Origin of the sequence: Paenibacillus sp. FSL R7-0198 (assembly GCF_038000415.1) — a bacterium.
Classification (GTDB): Bacteria; Bacillota; Bacilli; order Paenibacillales; family Paenibacillaceae; genus Paenibacillus.
The window spans coordinates 3,347,522-3,363,879 of the sequence record NZ_JBBOCB010000001.1 but is presented as its reverse complement, the minus strand read 5'-3'; the positions used below and the strand labels follow the sequence as shown (position 1 = coordinate 3,363,879).

The following is a 16,358-nucleotide window of genomic DNA, read 5'->3' as shown; positions in this document are numbered from 1 at the left end:
TCAGCTCGAAGGAGGATTAGTGTGATTAACGATATCTATGCATTCAGCCGAATGTTAAATCGTCTGAATGAGAATGAACTTCGCTCATTGCTGCGTGTGCTCTATATGAAATCAGCACTCGTGGTCAAACGGCAGGAAAAGCAAGGCGAAAAAGTGGATTTTGCGGACACCATGCAATCCCTGTTTCGGGATCTGGATACACCTTTGAATCTGGGGCAGCTGGAGCAACAGGCTTTGGGTGAGGTAGACAAGCCAAATGAAATTCATATCACGTTTGGAGATTCACCTCTAAGTAGTCTGAAAATGGGGATGAGTACATTACCTGATCAGGAAAAACGGAGTTTTTTCTCCATGGATGATGATTATGCTGTGGGTCCGTTAGGTGATCTGACCCATCGTGCAGCTTTGCAACGCAGGCATCTCTGGCTGACCGAACGAATGTGTCTCAACGACCGCGAGGCATATGCCTTGCATGAACTGGAATCATTATTTGAGTTCAACGCCACAATACAGTCCTTTGATTCCAAGACGTCGATCATTATCTGGTATGCGAATAATGCACGGGAGAAGACGGGACTGATCTACGCCATGTATCTATTGCGGAACAGCGAGAGCCCCATATATCTTATCGAAACGAGTGGCTTATATAAGCAATTATTTGATAGACCTGACGTTCAATACGATGTGCTCCACACAGGCGAGATCCTTCCGGAAAAGCTTCTGGCGATGTGGCACGTTTGCTCTGAGCAAGAGCCGTTGTCCAAGCAAGAGCGCCGCCAACTGGAACAGGATTGGCTGGAACTTTCGGTACAGCCTGGGCTATTACGTATGATGGAGAATGGCGTGATTCAGAGCTTAACTGAAGATGCGTTGGACGAGTACATTATGCAGAAGGTGAGGGAACTGACACCGAACTGGGAGCCAGGCAAGTATATCCGAGCAGCTCGTATTGTGGGTGAAGTGATTGGTACAAGTAGCCAGCATATAAATGATGCGTTCGTGGAGTACCGTCTACGACAACTGGTGCTGCAAGGCCAACTTGAGATGGATGGAAAGCCACTTGCAATGAGGTATTACAGTGTTCGGCTTGCTGAGCGCTGAAAGGGACTAAGGCTGAAACGCACAGATAGAAAACAAGCGACGAGATTTCCAAGTTTGAAATAAGATGGAAGATTTGAGCAGTTCCTTGCACAGACAGGAATATGATCACGAAGTATCTCTGTTACCAGCTGTTCAGATTTAACACTTAAATAGACTGTTCCCGATGAGTAACTCCTACTTGTCCGGGGAACAGTCTATTTTTCATCCTTGATTACTGAACCAGTTTCGCTTGTGCATTGTCCAATAACATTCGTCTTTATGATCATCATTGTATTAAGATTTCTTCCCATTCCAGATTTCTAGTAGCGGTCCGTGCTGCCCATAGACGGGATCGGTATCCGGGATCGAAACCTTTCGAATTTCCTGAAGAGCCTTGGCACGATCGTCTTCCTCACCTGTGCGTGTGTTGTAACTCATGCCGCCCGGATAAGCACCGGCAATACGAAAATCCGTGCTGGACTCCAGACGTTTATGCCCTGTTCCAGCGGGAAGCACGACAACGTCGCCTGTCTGAAGGTAAACTTTCTGTCCATTTTCTCCGCCTAAAATCAGTTCCACGAATCCACTCACCACAGCAAGAGCCTCATGAGCATTACTATGATAATGATGATAATTGAACACACCATTCAACCAGCTATTTCCCCATCCATTACGGTTCAGCAACGATTCTGCATGAAGAGCCTCTTCAGCCCATACATTCTTATACAGAAGCACAGGCAGGGTCGGATGATTGGGAATTACACCGTCATCCTGAAGGAATAACGTCTCTATGTCCTTTTTCCGTTCATTCATCTCACATCACCTCACTATAAATTACCCTATAAACTCAAAGACGAACAAAAAACAATTGTAAAATGATACAAAATGTATCATTTTAAGGTTATACTCAGTACATATACTCTCTTCAATGCACTCGTTGTATAAATCGCAAGGGGGAATCGTGTGTGAACATTGTGATTACAGGGGCTTCTGGATTTGTGGGATTTAATCTTTCGCAGTATTTGGCGCAAAAGGGGCATCAAATTACCCTTCTGGATCGGGATGATTATTGTCAGAGGCTTGTTCACATTTCTCCTCTGCATGAGATGCCGTTCATCTGTTGTGACCTTGCATCGGACCGGATTCATCTGCCTCCAGGAACAGATTACATTATTCATCTGGCAGCCATGCCACACGTGGATTATTCGTATCATCAGCCAGGAGAAGTTTTCCGCAATAATACACTCAGCACACAGGCTATTCTGCAATATGCGACCGAACATCACATTCCAGTCTTGCTGGCTTCATCCGTTGAAGTGTATGGCGGTGATTGGGGCAGAGTCTATCACGAATCAGATCCGTATGCACCTGTCTCACCTTATTCCGCATCCAAAGTCGCGTGTGAAATGCTTGCTCACTCCTACGCTCAATGTTACCAGCTTCCAGTCAAACTCTTTCGTTTGACCAACCTCTATGGTCCATGGCAATTGCCAGACCGTATTATTCCCCGAAACTTCGGTCGAATGCTGGATGGACTGCCTCTTGATATCCAGGGATCGGCAGTACGTGATTTCTTGTATGTAGATGATGCCCTCCGTGCCATTGAACAGATCATGCTGAAAGGCAAAGATGGACAGGTCTATAACATATCGACAGGGCTTGGAACAACCATGCAGGAAATCGGGGAATTGTTGAAACCGATGGATCGATCTATAGCTGCTGTAGAGATCCGGGAGCAAGAACCAACCCAGTCCAGGGGGTCCAGTCTGGTCGTACATTCAGGGAGATTGCGAGCGGAATTGGGGTGGTTACCTCAAACCACTTTGGAAAAAGGATTGGAAAGAACCTTCCGTTGGTACCGGGAACATCCCGAATGGGTCAGACAGTTCAGTCGTGAATACCATACAACAAGGGAAACGCGCAGTTTCATTATCGATATGGCAAGATACGCAGTTCCAGCAGTATAGAACGCACAAAAAAAGCCAGGGAAGGGTGTATTGAGTAACACCTTCCTTGGCTTTTTTGCGCCTCCGTCTCATTTTCGGATAGCTTCCGAACACGGACGGTCAGGCTATTTTAAAATAATCTATTGCACGAAATCATCGTGCTGTTGGACCTTCACATTAAAAGGATCTAGTGATGATCTTTTTTAATGTCGGCAATTTTATCCTGTACAGCACCTTTGGCTTTGTCTTTTTTACCCTCAGCCTGAAGGGATCTGTTGTTGGTTGCATTACCGATCTGATCCTTCACTTCGCCTTTGGCTTTATTTACGCCTGCTTTGATTTTATCGCCAGTTGAATTACTCATATCGAACATCTCCTTCGTTTCTGGTGTAGTCCTTATTAACCGGGATGTCCTTATTCTAAACGTTGCTATTGTGATGCAGGCAGAAATTGTTCTGGATATTCTGTCAGAAATGAACTGTATGGAGAGTCAGTATAAGTATAGGCATTGCATAGTCGCGTGCTTCATTAAAGGAATGAGAGGATGTTATGATATGAGCAATTATATTGGCAATGGTGCGTATTGTTACGCCAATTCAGCTTCAATGCTGCTGTCGTCCATCGGAGAAAAGGTTGACCCGAGTGTCCTTGAAGCTATAGGTGGCTTTTCCCTGGGAGCTTTCCGCACGCAGGAAGACCTTCTGTTTTTTGATGACTGTACATCTAGTCCTGATCTGGCCATCAGCAAGGCGATGAGCATTCTGGGATTTAGTGTGCGCGAAAGTGTGCAAGCACGGGGTACAGAGATGCCTGTAGATGAGCTAAGAGAGGCTTTGAAGCAGGGTCCTGTCATGATGGGTCCGCTGGATATGGGCAAACTCGTCTACAATCCCAACTCTCCCAACCTGGGTGGTTGCGATCATTATGTAGTGGCGTTGAGCATGGAGGGCGATGAAATATGCCTGCATGACCCAGCCGGATTCCCCAATGTCTTCCTGACACTGGATAAACTTGAGGAAGCATGGAAGTCTGAATTCCCATGGAGTAGCGGTGTGTATCGACGATGGTGGAGTCCTGAACGCATTGAACATCCTGATCTGGAGGAGATTAACCGTCGGGCTTTTACTTGGTTCAAATCAACCCTTACAGAACAGACCCATGATATTGCTGCACAGGAAGGACGAACCGGAGCTTCAGCCATTCTGCATAAGGCGGAACAGGTTCGTGCTGGAGCAATCGATGATAATGAGTGGGCTCATTATGTGTATTTTGCTCTGCCAGTAGGCGCGCGTCGTGCCCATGATTATGGTTTGTTTTTTAAAACAATCCATCCTGATCTATCTGCTTTGAAATACGCACAATCCCGCCAATTCGGGGAATGCCAATCCCGTCTTGTCTCTCGGAACTGGGAGGCTGCTGCGACAATCATGGTGGCACTCGCGGAGACGGAAGCCATGATCGAAGCTTCTATTTTGAAGATGGAGTAATGAAAGTGGAGCGGCGTTATAAGGAAGGGAGATATACATGGATGGATTAACTAATAATCGACATATCAGGCCAGGGGAAGATGAGATATTAGAGGATCGGCAAAATGAGCCGGATATAACGCTTATCCAACGAGCCCAAACGGGGGATACAGAGGCTTTTGGAGATTTGATTCACCGTCACCGTGGGCAATTGTTTCGTTATGTGCGAGCACTTACGTATGATTCTTATCTCGCAGAAGACATTTTACAGGATGGGCTTATTCGTGCGTTCATTCATATGGGACAGCTTCAGAATGCTGAGCGTTTTATGGCCTGGATGCAGCGTATTATACGTAATCAGGCGTACTCACATATGCAGCGCCAAAAGCAGCAGCGGGAACAACATTTTTCTTCGTTCGAGACAGACTATGATCCGTATCAAGCTGTTGCTCAGCAGGAAATGAGGAACAATCTCCACAGACTGTTGGGTTGTCTGAATGAAAGAGAACAACAGGTCTTCACATCATATTGGATGGAGCAGCTGTCACCGCAAGAAATGGCCTACAAATTCAACCTGACAATTGCCAATGTGTATCAAATTCTGTCCCGTTCACGTAAAAAAGTGTCTCAGTTTCATATTCATTTATCTGTAGAAGAAATGCTGGCAGAGTGGAATTCACTTGGGCAAAATCGAGTGACTCTGGAGGAGCCCCTTTCGTTTCGGGCTCCCCAAACCTGGAACTCGGCAGCAGCATCCATTCACGAGATGTTAGGTTATATCGGTCCATCTCCGTCTCTTCCCATGGTTATGGGGATGAGTGGACTTTCTTTTCGTCTGACCATCCTGCCTCAGGACATACATATTGCTGGACCTACCGCCTATAACTTCAAAGAGGTGCTTACAAGAGGATTGCAACATATGGGTTATCGTTCCCATGCGGTTGAGGCTTTGGCGAGCGAAGCGGGACTTAATGCCAATCTGGTCGATCCTTCGATGCTAGAGGAGAAAGCGAAGGGGAAAAGGTTGCTTAATCCAAGACTTGTTCAGGCCCTTTCCTTGATACGTTACTCCATTCATCGGGGAATTCCGGCCGTTGTGTGGGACCTGAATATTCCCGAATTCGGGTTGATCTATGGCTATGATGACGCAGCCCGGACCCTATACGGTACCGATTTCATTAAATCAGGAACAATTCCCTATGATCATGTAGGCCGGGGTGTGAATCAGGAAGTATTTGTGCTGGCAGCGGAATCAGATGGCATGATACGAGAAATGAACTTGCACGCGGCACTAACAGCTGTTTTGGCTCATTATCGTGGGGAGGACCCTTATACCTTGCCGAACACTGTCAGTGGTCTTGCTGTCTATGCAGTTTGGAGAGAAGCCCTAGAATATAGACGGGTAGAACCGAACGGTCACGCCTATAACATTGCGGTTTTGTGGGATGCAAGACGTTATGCAAGTGAGTTTTTCAAAGAACTTTCTCTACAGTGGGCGTCGACTGCCTGTTATTCCAGCTTGATTCCATTCTGTCTTCAGGCAGAAGAGTTATATCGAAACATGTCCCAAAAGTTAAATACACTCGCGGAACTATTTCCTTTTCCAGAAGGAGGACTGCCTGATGAGAAGCTTCATGCCGATCAGGCTATCTCGATACTTCTGGAAGTGGAGGAATTGGAGCGAGCCGCCGTCGTTGTAATAAAAGCGTTGCTTGAAGGAATGGCTCAGCATTCCCCAGGAATAGTTATGGGATGACCTGAATGATTCAATCGGGCGTATAGTAAAGCAAAATATCAGGAGGTATGACGATTCGTCAGGCCTTCTTGGTGTCTTTTTTGCTTTCATGCCAGAATAGGTTCATACTTGAACAAGAAATGATGTCATTTCAGGAATAAGGCTGTACCCCTAGCTGCATAATAACGACAGTGACCAATTTCGTTGCATGAAATTCATGATTTTGGAAAACAATTCCTGAATCATTCAGTTGAAAAAATCCTTCCTTGTGTACATATCGCACATATGGTCATATGGGATCTTGTCTTCATACCACATGTGGTAGTATGACGGATCTGGGACAGGAGAATAATCGATTTTAATCCGACCGCAATGCTTGACAAAAAAATCGATTTTGCTACAATGTTCACAATATCTTCACAAGTGTAAAAAATTTCTTTTTCATGTTCATGTGTAAGAGGTGTAATATAAGGGTATAGAGTTCGGTTTCGGCCTGCTTGTCGTTTTGTGCGTCAACACATGTTGTCCGCAATAGATCCAAGATACAATGCATGATATGGGAGTGGCCATGAGCTACGCTCATCCTATTGTGTGAAATTTGGTACATTTAGATGTATTCGATGTATTTTGTGGTTCGGCTCTGCTTGACAGGCATCATGAAAGTCGCGGACTTCTATCCCAAAGTAAAGGAGGACTTTCTCTTATGTCACAATCGCCTACTCAACAAGAGGTGCCAGTTACAGAAGGTGCCAACGTTTCCGAGCGCCAGTCCTTGGACGTTCTGGATCAACTGATGAAGCCTGAGGTACAGGAGTCTTTAACCGTTCTGGTGGAGAACCTGCCTAAATTGGCTGAAATGGTTACTGCTATGACAAAAGCTTATGACTTTGCACAAAGTGTAGCAACAGACAAAGTTCTGATCAGCGACACAATGAGCGCAATGGGCGAGTTCGCTAAGCCTGTTGTAGACAAAGCTAAAGGTGTAGCTTCTGCTGCTATCGAAGCCAATGACCGTGCGCAAACAGAGCAAACTTCAGTTGGCTTGTTCGCTATGCTGAAAATGCTTAAAGATCCAAACGTACAACAATCGCTTCGTTTTGCTCAATCTTTCTTGAGCATCTTGAACGAGCGTCAACAACCGAAACGTTAAGACTTAGAAGAACGGAGGATGGATATGTCGAAGCAAATTTTGATCTTGGGTGGAGGATACGGCGGTCTGTTGACTGCATTGACTGCACGTCAATACTTGTCTCCGGAAGAAGCGACAATTACTGTCGTGAACCGTTACCCTACACACCAAATTATCACAGAACTGCACCGTCTTGCAGCGGGAAGCATTGCTGAACAAGCAGTTGCTCTTCCACTTGAAAAATTGCTGCGTGGCAAAAACGTGAACTTGAAAATCGATACGGTGGATACAATCAAGCCGGACGAGAAAAAAGTTCTGATGACCAGCGGCTCCACATACTCTTACGATGCACTTGTCGTTGCCTTGGGCAGCGAAACGGCATTCTTCGGAATTCCAGGATTGCAAGAGTACAGCTTCACGCTCAAATCGGTTAGCGATGCAAACCGTATTCGTGCACACGTTGAAGCACGTCTTGATGCTTACAAACAGTCCGGCAACAAAGCAGACGCTACGTTTGTTATTGGTGGCGGCGGCTTGACAGGTATTGAGCTTGTTGGCGAATTCGCTGACCTGCTTCCTGCAGTATGTCAAGAAAAAGGCATCGACTTCAAAGAAGTATCCCTGTACACAGTTGAAGCAGGTCCTTCCATCCTGGCAGGATTCCCGCCAGAGCTGGTTGAACGTGCTAAATCAAGTCTTGAGAAACGTGGCGTTAACTTTATCGTTGGCGTAGCGATTACTGAGATGAAAGAAAACGAAGTTCTGCTGAAAGACGGCAGCTCCATCCCTACAAACACACTCGTATGGACAGGTGGCGTACAAGGCAACGCTGTTGTTGCTAACAGCGGAATTGAAGTGGATCGTGGCCGTGCGAAAGTTACGGAAGTTCTGCAATCTACTTCACACAAAGACGTGTTTGTTGCTGGTGACAGCGCAGTGGTCTTCCCTAGCGAAGGCGCTCGTCCTTACCCTCCAACAGCACAATTGGCTTGGCAAATGGGTGAGACTATTGGTCACAACTTGGGCGTTATGTTCAAAGGTGGCGCAATGGAATCCTTCACACCAGTATTCTCCGGTACGCTGGGAAGTCTGGGTCGTAAAGATGCTGTCGGCATGATCGGTGGCAACCAGACTCGTCTGAAAGGTCTGCCTGCAACCATGATGAAAGAAGCAAGTAACATCCGTTACCTGGCTCATATTCACGGTTTGTTCGCACTGGCTTACTAATCTTCATGCCATTCAAGGGCGCCCTTTTGGGCGTCCTTTTTGGTTGTAACCATTACAAAGGAAAACAGATATTCAGATGGGAAAAAGGTATGGCAGAAGTGGTCAATGTGAGGTGGCGTATAAACCACCTAGGGTATATGGCATATTAATGGGACAACGGAAGAATTCACATTTCATAGATGTACTGAACAGGCATGGACATGAAGCCGGCGCTTAGAAGCGCCGGCTTTCGTTTAAATTATAGGATGAGCATCTTTAAATAAAAGGAACGGTGAGCAACAACAAGAAGCCCGTTCAACTGAGAGGAGAAATGACGTATGAACGTTTTAGTTATAGGAGCAAATGGACAAATCGGTAAGTTTGTGGTGGAGCAGCTGGCACAGGAAGGCAAACATAAAGTAACGGCCATGATCCGCAAACCGGAGCAGGCGGACGCACTGAAGGAACTCGGTGCCGATGTGGTGATAGGTGATCTGGAGGGCAGTGTGGAGGACTTGGCTGAGGCCATGAAGGATCATAATGCCATTGTGTTTACGGCGGGTTCTGGCGGTTCTACCGGTCAGGACAAAACACTGCTGATTGATCTCGACGGTGCGGTGAAAACGATGGAAGCGGCAGAGCAGCAAGGAATCTCCAGATATATTCTGGTCAGTGCGTATGGCGCAGATCAACGGGAGAAATGGTCAGAGTCCATCAAGCCATATTACGTGGCGAAACATTATGCGGATCGTGCCTTGTTTGCAAGTGATCTGAATTACACAATTATTCGCCCGGGTGGTCTCAAGAATGAACCGGGCACAGGCAAGATCGCAGTTGGAACCGATCTGGAACCGGGGAGTATCCCGCGTGAAGATGTGGCCCGCGTCATCGTGGCTTCCTTGCAGGAAGAGAAGACGTACCGGATGGCCTTTGATCTGATTGCCGGGGAGCATCCGGTTGAAGATGCCTTGGGCGAATTGTAGATGTTATTGTAAGATAACGGGAGAATGAAATGATGGGGATGAGGGGGAGTGCTGCATGAACGAAGCCGTGCTGGTCATAGAGGATGAGCCCAAAATAGCACGTCTGCTGGAACTGGAGCTACAGTATGAGGGATATCAGGTAGGCAAGGCAGGCAGTGGAACAGAAGGACTGGAGAAGTATGCAGAAGGACAGTGGGATCTGATTCTGCTTGATGTGATGTTGCCTGGTCTGAGTGGAATTGAAGTGTTGCGGCGAGTTCGTGCCAAAGATGCTACGGTTCCGATCATTATGCTCACCGCCAAAGATTCGGTAGAAGACAAAGTATCTGGCCTGGATCTCGGAGCCAATGACTACATCACCAAGCCGTTCCAGATTGAAGAGCTGCTTGCCCGAGTTCGAGCTGCATTGCGGCTTAGTGCAGTGGCGTCTGTTGTATCTTCCGCTTCTTCTACAACTGCTGATACGGGGAATGACTCTTCTGGGCATCAGGATGAAGCTGAGGCGGGTTGGTTGACGGCTGCCGGGTTGAAACTGAATGAAGGTACGCGAGAGGTATCCCGAGATGGTGTGGCCATTGAGCTCACTCCACGTGAGTTCGACCTGCTCGTGTATCTGCTGCAGAATCAACGTCAGGTGCTCAGTCGTGACCAGATTGTGCAGGCCGTGTGGGGATACGATTATTATGGAGATACCAATGTGGTGGATGTGTACATCCGTTATGTGCGCAAAAAGGTGGATAACGGATTCACACCACCCTTAATACATACCGTACGGGGCGTAGGATACGTCCTGAAGGAACAGTTATGAGCCTGCGCAGTAAAATCTACGGGTATTCGTCTGTATTATTTGCTGTGCTGTTAATCGCGGTGAACCTGTCGGTCTACATCGTGTTTGAACGGATGTCGATTGATAACGAGGTTAATCGGGTGGAAGCGGAAGCGGAATCTATTGTCAAAGGAGTGCGTCAGTCTGCCGGCTCCATTCCGCCGGATGACTTGTTGCGGGCCTACGCGCCTGTGAACGGCATGCTTCGGATCGTTAATGAAGACGGCACCAGTTCCCCGGTGACAACAACAGCAGCTTCCGAGCAGCTGAGCAAGCTACCTTATAAGTACGAAAGTGAGAAGAAATCGGAGTATACCCAAGTTGAACAGATTGGTTATGTGTGGGTATCAGTCCCGGTCATCTGGCCTGACGGCGAGGTGGTGAATGTACAGGTCACTGAGAGCATTGCAGAGACGGAGAATCGTCTGTCTGTACTTCGGACTGTGCTTGTGGCGGTTACGATTATTGCTCTCATTCCAGCCATTATCTCCAGCCGGATTCTGGCGAATCGGATGACCAGACCGATTCAGCAGATGACACGCACGATGAGTGACATTCAGTCCAGCGGCCAATTCAAGCGTCTTCCATTGGAGGAAAGATCGAAAGATGAACTGAAAACGATGGGACAGACATTTAACCGGATGATGGACTTGCTCGAATCCAACTTTGAACGTCAGGAACGATTCGTATCCGATGCATCTCATGAGCTCAAAACACCGCTGACCATTATTGAAAGTTATGCCAGTCTGCTACAGCGGCGAGGGAAAGAGCGGCCCGAGGTATTTGATGAAGCGGTGGAAGCGATTCTGTCCGAATCGGTTCGCATGCGAGAGATGACCGAGCAACTGCTACTGCTCGCGAAGCAGCCAGAGCAGTGGAATGTACAGTTGGAGCGTGTGGATATTACGAGACTGGCAACAGACTCCACACGTGCGTTTCGCGAAGCCTATCACCGCGAAGTCCGCTGTGAAGATCCAGGTTCAATCTGGGCGATCAGCGATGAGAGCAAGCTGAAGCAACTATTGTTTATTTTGCTGGATAATGCCCGGAAGTATAGTGAAGATGCAATTGAAGTCAGGCTGGAAACCAAGGGGCAAGAGTGCCGTATTCGGATCGTGGATACCGGGATTGGTATGCGGGAGGACGAGCTGGAGAAGGTATTTGACCGATTCTACCGGGTTGATCCGGCCAGAACACGTAGCCTAGGCGCAAGCGGTTCAGGTCTGGGATTGTCACTTGCCAAAGAGCTTGCAGGAGCAGTTGGAGCACGGATCGAACTGACCAGCACCGAAGGTGAAGGCACCGAGGCTTCGATTATTTTGCCTTTATCGGTTCAGAACGGGCCGCTCTCATGAAATTCTCATTCTTCTCTTATATACTGATAAGCATCAGATCAACTGGGGATGATAAGAGAGTGCATAGGGGGAAACGTGATGACAGAGCATGAGCAGCGACCACCGGAGATGAAACGGCATGAACAGGGGAATAGCGGATGGGCGAAATCGCGAAGATCACTCTGGTGGGGGTCGGGGCTTCTCGTTGTGCTGATTGTGGCAGCAGTTGTGTGGTGGAAGCCGTGGCAATCGACTGGTGCGGTACTTACGGCAGATGCGGCGGCCCAATCGGTGCTGGATCAATATCCAGGGGAGATTGTGAATTCCACGTTGAAGGACGGGACGTATATCATGCAGCTCCGTTCGGAGACTGGCCTATATGATGTGCAAGTGGATGCCGTTACAGCTGCTGTGAATTCCATTAAACGGCTGGAGTCGAACCCGCAAGCGGAAGAGAAGACGTTATGGAGCCGCGAGCAGATCAAGACGGCGTTGTTAAAACAACAAACAGATAACCAATTGGTCTCGCTTGAACTTGTCGAGCAGCAAGGCAGTCCGGTATACACCGCGGTCGTGAAGGCGAAAGATAACAGCCGTGAAGAACTCACGATTGATCCATATACGGGAGAGACGATAGCTTCCAAAGTAATAGCAGCCCCGACAACTGAACCAACCAAGGATGATCCCAAACCTCAGTTTCTGAGCGAAAAGCAAGCGAAGCAGAAGGCACTTGCGGAGGTCCCGGGAGAAGTGGACGACATCGAACTGCGTGGAACCAACAGTGGGAATCCATATTATCTGGTTGAAATTGATCTGGAGGATGGCCGAGAGGCTATTGTGCAGGTGAATGCCATCTCAGGAGCGATTCGCTCGGTGACTTGGGATGAGGACGAGGATTAACCTTTTGCAAAGAACCCATTAAATATAGTTATCGTGTTAAACTGCTTTAGAGAGATGATTCCTAGTTTAGGGGTCATCTTTTTCAATTAGATGGACAATGAATACCTGTTAAATGAGCATTCTCTTCATTTTCTCATCAAATTCTAATCTAACTCTCGCTGATCTCTCATTCCTGCAGGTTATTCTATAAATGTAGACGAGAACGAAACAACAAACGAGGAGATGAATGATGATGATGAACAAACATAAACTTTGGATTGGTAGCTTGTCAGCAGCGGTATTACTTGGTGGATCGGCCGTAGCGGCTAGCGGGAATGTGAACGGACAATCGGTGCAAACTACACCAACGTCAACAACACAATCTGCAACACAGAATCAGAACAGCACAGGTAAAATGCTGAATGCATCACAAGCAAAAGCGTTGGCGTTAAAAGCAGCCGATGGTAAAGTGGATGACGTGGATCTGGAGCGTAGAAACGGCCAAACGTTCTATGAAGTTGAGATCGACAGAAAAGGAACCAATGATGTTGTCGTTCGTCTGGATGCTTATACAGGCAAAATTCTTGCGGTCGTGGATGATGAAGACTACGATGATGACGACGATTATAAAGGTACTGCAACAGGCAACACGTCTAATAACTCTGCTTCCAAGCAGGTCAAATTGACGGCATCCCAAGCTTCAAACATTGCGCTGAAACAAGTTACGGGTGGTAAAGTAACCAAAGTCGAGCTGGATCATGATGATGGTCGCTATGTGTATGAGATCGAGCTGAGAACCGCTCAAGGTGAAGCAGATGTAGATATCGATGCCAACACAGGTAAAGTGTTATCGTTTGACCAGGATTTTGACGACCAAGATTAAGCAATAAGGGCGAGTATACGCCGATAAAACATCATATAAAAACCTGCCTATGAACAGCCGCACACAGCTAGAGATCGTTACATCATGGAGGGGCAGGGCATGTATAGCAGAGGACGCTTCGGGGGAAGCGTCTTTTTGCTGTTTATGGAGAGAGCTGAGTATGAGATTGTACATTTTCCGCCGGATTGTTCACTATTCAAGCAGGAATGTGGCGGATACAATCGGAATCATGGAGGTGATCGCCCAGCCAGTATTGCCAGGAATTCTTTTGCTAAAATGCATCATCGATCGGAGGCAGATGAGACATATCGATTTTATTTTATGTAAGCGCTTCACAAAAAATATGGAGGTGCATTACGATATGGCTATGAACGATGGATGGTTGAAAAAGAATACACATTCACGTCGCTTTACCCGCCGCTTAAGTTATCTGCTTGCTTTGGTTTTGGCGCTGCAATCAATAGGTATGCTGCTCGCACCCGGACCGAATGCTTCAGCTGCTCCGCTCAGTGTAACGAACGGGATACAGTTCAAGGATACCAATGGCAATGTCGTTCATGCTCATGGGGGCGGGATGATCAAGGCAAATGGGTATTATTACTGGTTTGGGGAGAATCGTAATACGAATGGAACGTTCAAGGCGGTATCGGTGTATCTTTCATCGGATCTGAAGAACTGGGAGTATCGCAATGATGTGCTCACCAGCAGCTCGGCAGCCGAGTTAAATATCTCCAACATTGAACGCCCAAAAGTCATCTATAACAGTTCGACTGGCAAATATGTGCTGTGGATGCACAAGGAGAATGGTCTGGATTATGGCGAGGCCCGAGTAGCCGTAGCTACTTCGAATACGGTTGATGGCAACTACACGTATGTGGGCAGCTATCGTCCACTTGGGTATGATTCCAGAGACATGACGGTGTACAACGATAACGGAACCGCTTATCTGATCTCCGCGACCCGAGTGAATGCAGATCTGAATATATATAAGCTGACCCCGGATTTCCTCGGTGTGGAATCCCTTGTCACAACACTGTGGCCTGGACAATATCGAGAAGCACCTGCCCTATTCAAAAAAGACGGCGTCTACTTCCTGATCACCTCGGGTGCCACTGGCTGGAATCCGAATCAGGCGAAATATGCGACAGCCTCCAGCATTACAGGCACATGGAGCGGTCTCAGCAACTTTGGAGACAGTACAACGTATGGTTCCCAATCCACCTATGTCGTTCCGGTAGAAGGTTCCCAGACCACATCCTATCTCTACATGGGTGATCGATGGGCTGGAGCATGGAGCGGACCTGTGCAGGATTCCAAGTATGTCTGGCTGCCACTTTCATTCCCAAGCGCAACCAGTCTGGCGATGAACTGGGCCAGCAGTATTACGATTGATACAGCAACAGGTACCGTAACTGGAGTAAGTACACCAGATGTATGGGACCCGAATGCTTCATATCAGCTGATTAGTCGTAAAAGTAACAAGTTGCTTAATGTCATCGGGGGTTCTTCCGCCAACGGTGCGGATCTGGAGCAGCGAGCAGATGGGGGAACAACAAGTCAACAGTGGCAGATTACCGATGCGGGTGGTGGCTATGTCAAAATCATCAACCGTTCCAGTGGTAAGCTAATCGGTGTGGAAAATGGTGCCACGACCGATGGCGCTGTCATTGAACAGTGGAATGATGGCGGCTGGGCCAGCCAGCAATGGCAGCTCGTCCATGTAGGTGGTGGTTATTATAAACTGAAGAACCGCAGTACAGGCAAGGTCTTGGACATCTCCGGTCAATCCCTGGCAGATGGGGCTGCGGCCATCCAGTGGACGGATAATGGCGGCACGAATCAGCATTTTCAGATTGTTAAGGTGCAGTAAGATGTTTTAAATATTATAAAATAAGGTTCAACATAAAGTGGAAGCCCTTGTCTCTTACCGTAAGGTGGGACAGGGGCTTTGTGATGTGTTCACGCTTGTTACGTGATGCTCATACTCAAAGGGGATATCCAGACGATGGCTGAGATCGTGACCTATTTCCGGTCATTACCATCCCAATCTGTGGTAAACTAGTAGAATTGTAGAAAAAGATAGAGACAGGAGCTGGATAACGAAGTGAGTGAACAACAAGTGCTGTCAATTGAAAGCTTACGTATGAGATATAACGGGCGTTATGTGCTGAACGGCATCGATCTGGAAGTGAATCGCGGTGAGATGATTGGATATATTGGTCCGAATGGGGCTGGCAAAAGTACGACGGTTAAGATTTTACTCGGGCTGGTTGAAGGATATGTAGGCACGGTGCGAATCTTTGGTAAAGATATTGCGGATGGGGATGTGGAGTATAAACGCAGAATCGGCTATGTTCCGGAGGTCGCGGAATTGTACGAACAATTAACGCCTGCGGAGTATCTGACATTCACGGGGGAGTTATACGGCATGTCCTATGAAGATGCAGATTACAAAGCCAAGCTATTGATGGATTGTTTTGGACTGGAAAAATCATATCATTCCCGCATTGCATCCTTTTCTAAAGGTATGCGTCAGAAAGTGCTGTTAATCTCTGCGCTGCTGCATGACCCGGATCTGCTATTTCTGGATGAACCACTCAGCGGATTGGATGCCAATAGTGTGATGGTGGTCAAAGAGATTTTGTCACAATTGTCAGCCAAAGGCACAACGATCTTCTATTCGTCACACATCATGGATGTGGTGGAGAAGATCAGCAGTCGAATTGTACTGATCGCTGAAGGACGCGTGGTGGCAGACGGTACGTTCAAGCAGCTCCAACAGCAGTCCATGGAAGGGACGTTGGAGGAAGTATTTAATCAATTGACAGGCTTCAATGAGCACAAAGCCATTGCGGAGCGATTTGTATCGATTGTGCAGGAGGTGTACTGAT

General features: G+C 47.5%; 16 protein-coding genes. 14 read left to right on the top strand and 2 right to left on the bottom strand.

The features are described from left to right. Positions 1-21 precede the first annotated feature (21 nt). Positions 22-1,101 (top strand): DUF1835 domain-containing protein, encoded by a 1,080-nt coding sequence (locus tag MKY87_RS14470; protein ID WP_340965144.1) that lies wholly within the window; start codon positions 22-24, stop codon positions 1,099-1,101. A gap of 273 nt (positions 1,102-1,374) precedes the next feature. On the opposite strand, the gene MKY87_RS14465 is transcribed toward MKY87_RS14470, so the two are convergent. Beyond that, entirely contained in the window at positions 1,375-1,893 is a 519-nt protein-coding gene (locus MKY87_RS14465) for a cupin domain-containing protein (RefSeq protein WP_340965142.1), read from the bottom strand. A gap of 152 nt (positions 1,894-2,045) precedes the next feature. Between MKY87_RS14465 and MKY87_RS14460 the strand changes: the two genes are divergently transcribed. Beyond that, positions 2,046-3,047 (top strand): NAD-dependent epimerase/dehydratase family protein, encoded by a 1,002-nt coding sequence (locus MKY87_RS14460; RefSeq protein ID WP_206105799.1) that lies wholly within the window; start codon positions 2,046-2,048, stop codon positions 3,045-3,047. A 166-nt stretch (positions 3,048-3,213) separates the two neighbouring features. On the opposite strand, the gene MKY87_RS14455 is transcribed toward MKY87_RS14460, so the two are convergent. After that, the gene (locus MKY87_RS14455) at positions 3,214-3,390 is read right to left on the bottom strand and encodes a CsbD family protein (RefSeq protein WP_074092719.1); all 177 of its coding nucleotides are present in this window, start codon (positions 3,388-3,390) and stop codon (positions 3,214-3,216) included. 190 nt (positions 3,391-3,580) lie between these two features. Here MKY87_RS14455 and MKY87_RS14450 point away from each other — a divergent pair, with 190 nt between their 5' ends. The 12 genes from MKY87_RS14450 to MKY87_RS14395 all read left to right on the top strand — a co-directional run bounded on the left by MKY87_RS14450 (position 3,581) and on the right by MKY87_RS14395 (position 16,357). After that, entirely contained in the window at positions 3,581-4,513 is a 933-nt protein-coding gene (locus MKY87_RS14450; RefSeq protein ID WP_051447001.1) for a hypothetical protein, read from the top strand. Between the two features lie 37 nt (positions 4,514-4,550). After that, a complete protein-coding gene (locus MKY87_RS14445) occupies positions 4,551-6,248 on the top strand; it encodes an RNA polymerase sigma factor (protein ID WP_340965138.1) in 1,698 nt (565 codons plus the stop codon). Between the two features lie 682 nt (positions 6,249-6,930). After that, on the top strand, positions 6,931-7,377 hold the full coding sequence (locus tag MKY87_RS14440) for a DUF1641 domain-containing protein (RefSeq protein ID WP_017691658.1): 447 nt from the start codon (positions 6,931-6,933) through the stop codon (positions 7,375-7,377). Positions 7,378-7,401: 24 nt separating this feature from the next. Continuing rightward, entirely contained in the window at positions 7,402-8,583 is a 1,182-nt protein-coding gene (locus tag MKY87_RS14435; RefSeq protein WP_036606574.1) for an NAD(P)/FAD-dependent oxidoreductase, read from the top strand. A gap of 317 nt (positions 8,584-8,900) precedes the next feature. Then, positions 8,901-9,545 carry an SDR family oxidoreductase gene (locus tag MKY87_RS14430; RefSeq protein ID WP_340965136.1) on the top strand — a complete coding sequence of 215 codons (645 nt, stop codon included), beginning with the start codon at positions 8,901-8,903 and terminating at the stop codon, positions 9,543-9,545. A 55-nt stretch (positions 9,546-9,600) separates the two neighbouring features. Beyond that, complete coding sequence (locus tag MKY87_RS14425; protein WP_340965134.1) at positions 9,601-10,353, top strand: response regulator transcription factor; 753 nt, start codon at positions 9,601-9,603, stop codon at positions 10,351-10,353. Next, on the top strand, positions 10,350-11,726 hold the full coding sequence (locus tag MKY87_RS14420; RefSeq protein WP_340965132.1) for a sensor histidine kinase: 1,377 nt from the start codon (positions 10,350-10,352) through the stop codon (positions 11,724-11,726). The genes MKY87_RS14425 and MKY87_RS14420 overlap by 4 nt, the downstream gene beginning before the upstream one ends. A gap of 78 nt (positions 11,727-11,804) precedes the next feature. After that, positions 11,805-12,605 (top strand): PepSY domain-containing protein, encoded by an 801-nt coding sequence (locus MKY87_RS14415; RefSeq protein ID WP_340965130.1) that lies wholly within the window; start codon positions 11,805-11,807, stop codon positions 12,603-12,605. A gap of 232 nt (positions 12,606-12,837) precedes the next feature. Then, positions 12,838-13,467 carry a PepSY domain-containing protein gene (locus MKY87_RS14410; RefSeq protein ID WP_340965128.1) on the top strand — a complete coding sequence of 210 codons (630 nt, stop codon included), beginning with the start codon at positions 12,838-12,840 and terminating at the stop codon, positions 13,465-13,467. 99 nt (positions 13,468-13,566) lie between these two features. Then, complete coding sequence (locus tag MKY87_RS14405; RefSeq protein ID WP_340965125.1) at positions 13,567-13,794, top strand: hypothetical protein; 228 nt, start codon at positions 13,567-13,569, stop codon at positions 13,792-13,794. A gap of 34 nt (positions 13,795-13,828) precedes the next feature. Then, a complete protein-coding gene (locus MKY87_RS14400) occupies positions 13,829-15,337 on the top strand; it encodes an RICIN domain-containing protein (protein WP_340965124.1) in 1,509 nt (502 codons plus the stop codon). A gap of 234 nt (positions 15,338-15,571) precedes the next feature. Continuing rightward, entirely contained in the window at positions 15,572-16,357 is a 786-nt protein-coding gene (locus MKY87_RS14395) for an ABC transporter ATP-binding protein (RefSeq protein WP_047840868.1), read from the top strand. The last annotated feature ends 1 nt before the right edge of the window (position 16,358 follow it).

Excerpts from the sequence above, each read along its gene's own strand:
- MKY87_RS14465 (WP_340965142.1), bottom strand. The coding sequence starts at position 1,893 with ATGAATGAACGGAAAAAGGACATAGAGACGTTATTCCTTCAGGATGAC.
- MKY87_RS14455 (WP_074092719.1), bottom strand. The coding sequence starts at position 3,390 with ATGAGTAATTCAACTGGCGATAAAATCAAAGCAGGCGTAAATAAAGCC.
- MKY87_RS14450 (WP_051447001.1), top strand. The coding sequence starts at position 3,581 with ATGAGCAATTATATTGGCAATGGTGCGTATTGTTACGCCAATTCAGCT.
- MKY87_RS14445 (WP_340965138.1), top strand. The coding sequence starts at position 4,551 with ATGGATGGATTAACTAATAATCGACATATCAGGCCAGGGGAAGATGAG.
- MKY87_RS14440 (WP_017691658.1), top strand. The coding sequence starts at position 6,931 with ATGTCACAATCGCCTACTCAACAAGAGGTGCCAGTTACAGAAGGTGCC.
- MKY87_RS14435 (WP_036606574.1), top strand. The coding sequence starts at position 7,402 with ATGTCGAAGCAAATTTTGATCTTGGGTGGAGGATACGGCGGTCTGTTG.
- MKY87_RS14430 (WP_340965136.1), top strand. The coding sequence starts at position 8,901 with ATGAACGTTTTAGTTATAGGAGCAAATGGACAAATCGGTAAGTTTGTG.
- MKY87_RS14425 (WP_340965134.1), top strand. The coding sequence starts at position 9,601 with ATGAACGAAGCCGTGCTGGTCATAGAGGATGAGCCCAAAATAGCACGT.
- MKY87_RS14420 (WP_340965132.1), top strand. The coding sequence starts at position 10,350 with ATGAGCCTGCGCAGTAAAATCTACGGGTATTCGTCTGTATTATTTGCT.
- MKY87_RS14415 (WP_340965130.1), top strand. The coding sequence starts at position 11,805 with ATGACAGAGCATGAGCAGCGACCACCGGAGATGAAACGGCATGAACAG.
- MKY87_RS14410 (WP_340965128.1), top strand. The coding sequence starts at position 12,838 with ATGATGAACAAACATAAACTTTGGATTGGTAGCTTGTCAGCAGCGGTA.
- MKY87_RS14405 (WP_340965125.1), top strand. The coding sequence starts at position 13,567 with ATGTATAGCAGAGGACGCTTCGGGGGAAGCGTCTTTTTGCTGTTTATG.
- MKY87_RS14400 (WP_340965124.1), top strand. The coding sequence starts at position 13,829 with ATGGCTATGAACGATGGATGGTTGAAAAAGAATACACATTCACGTCGC.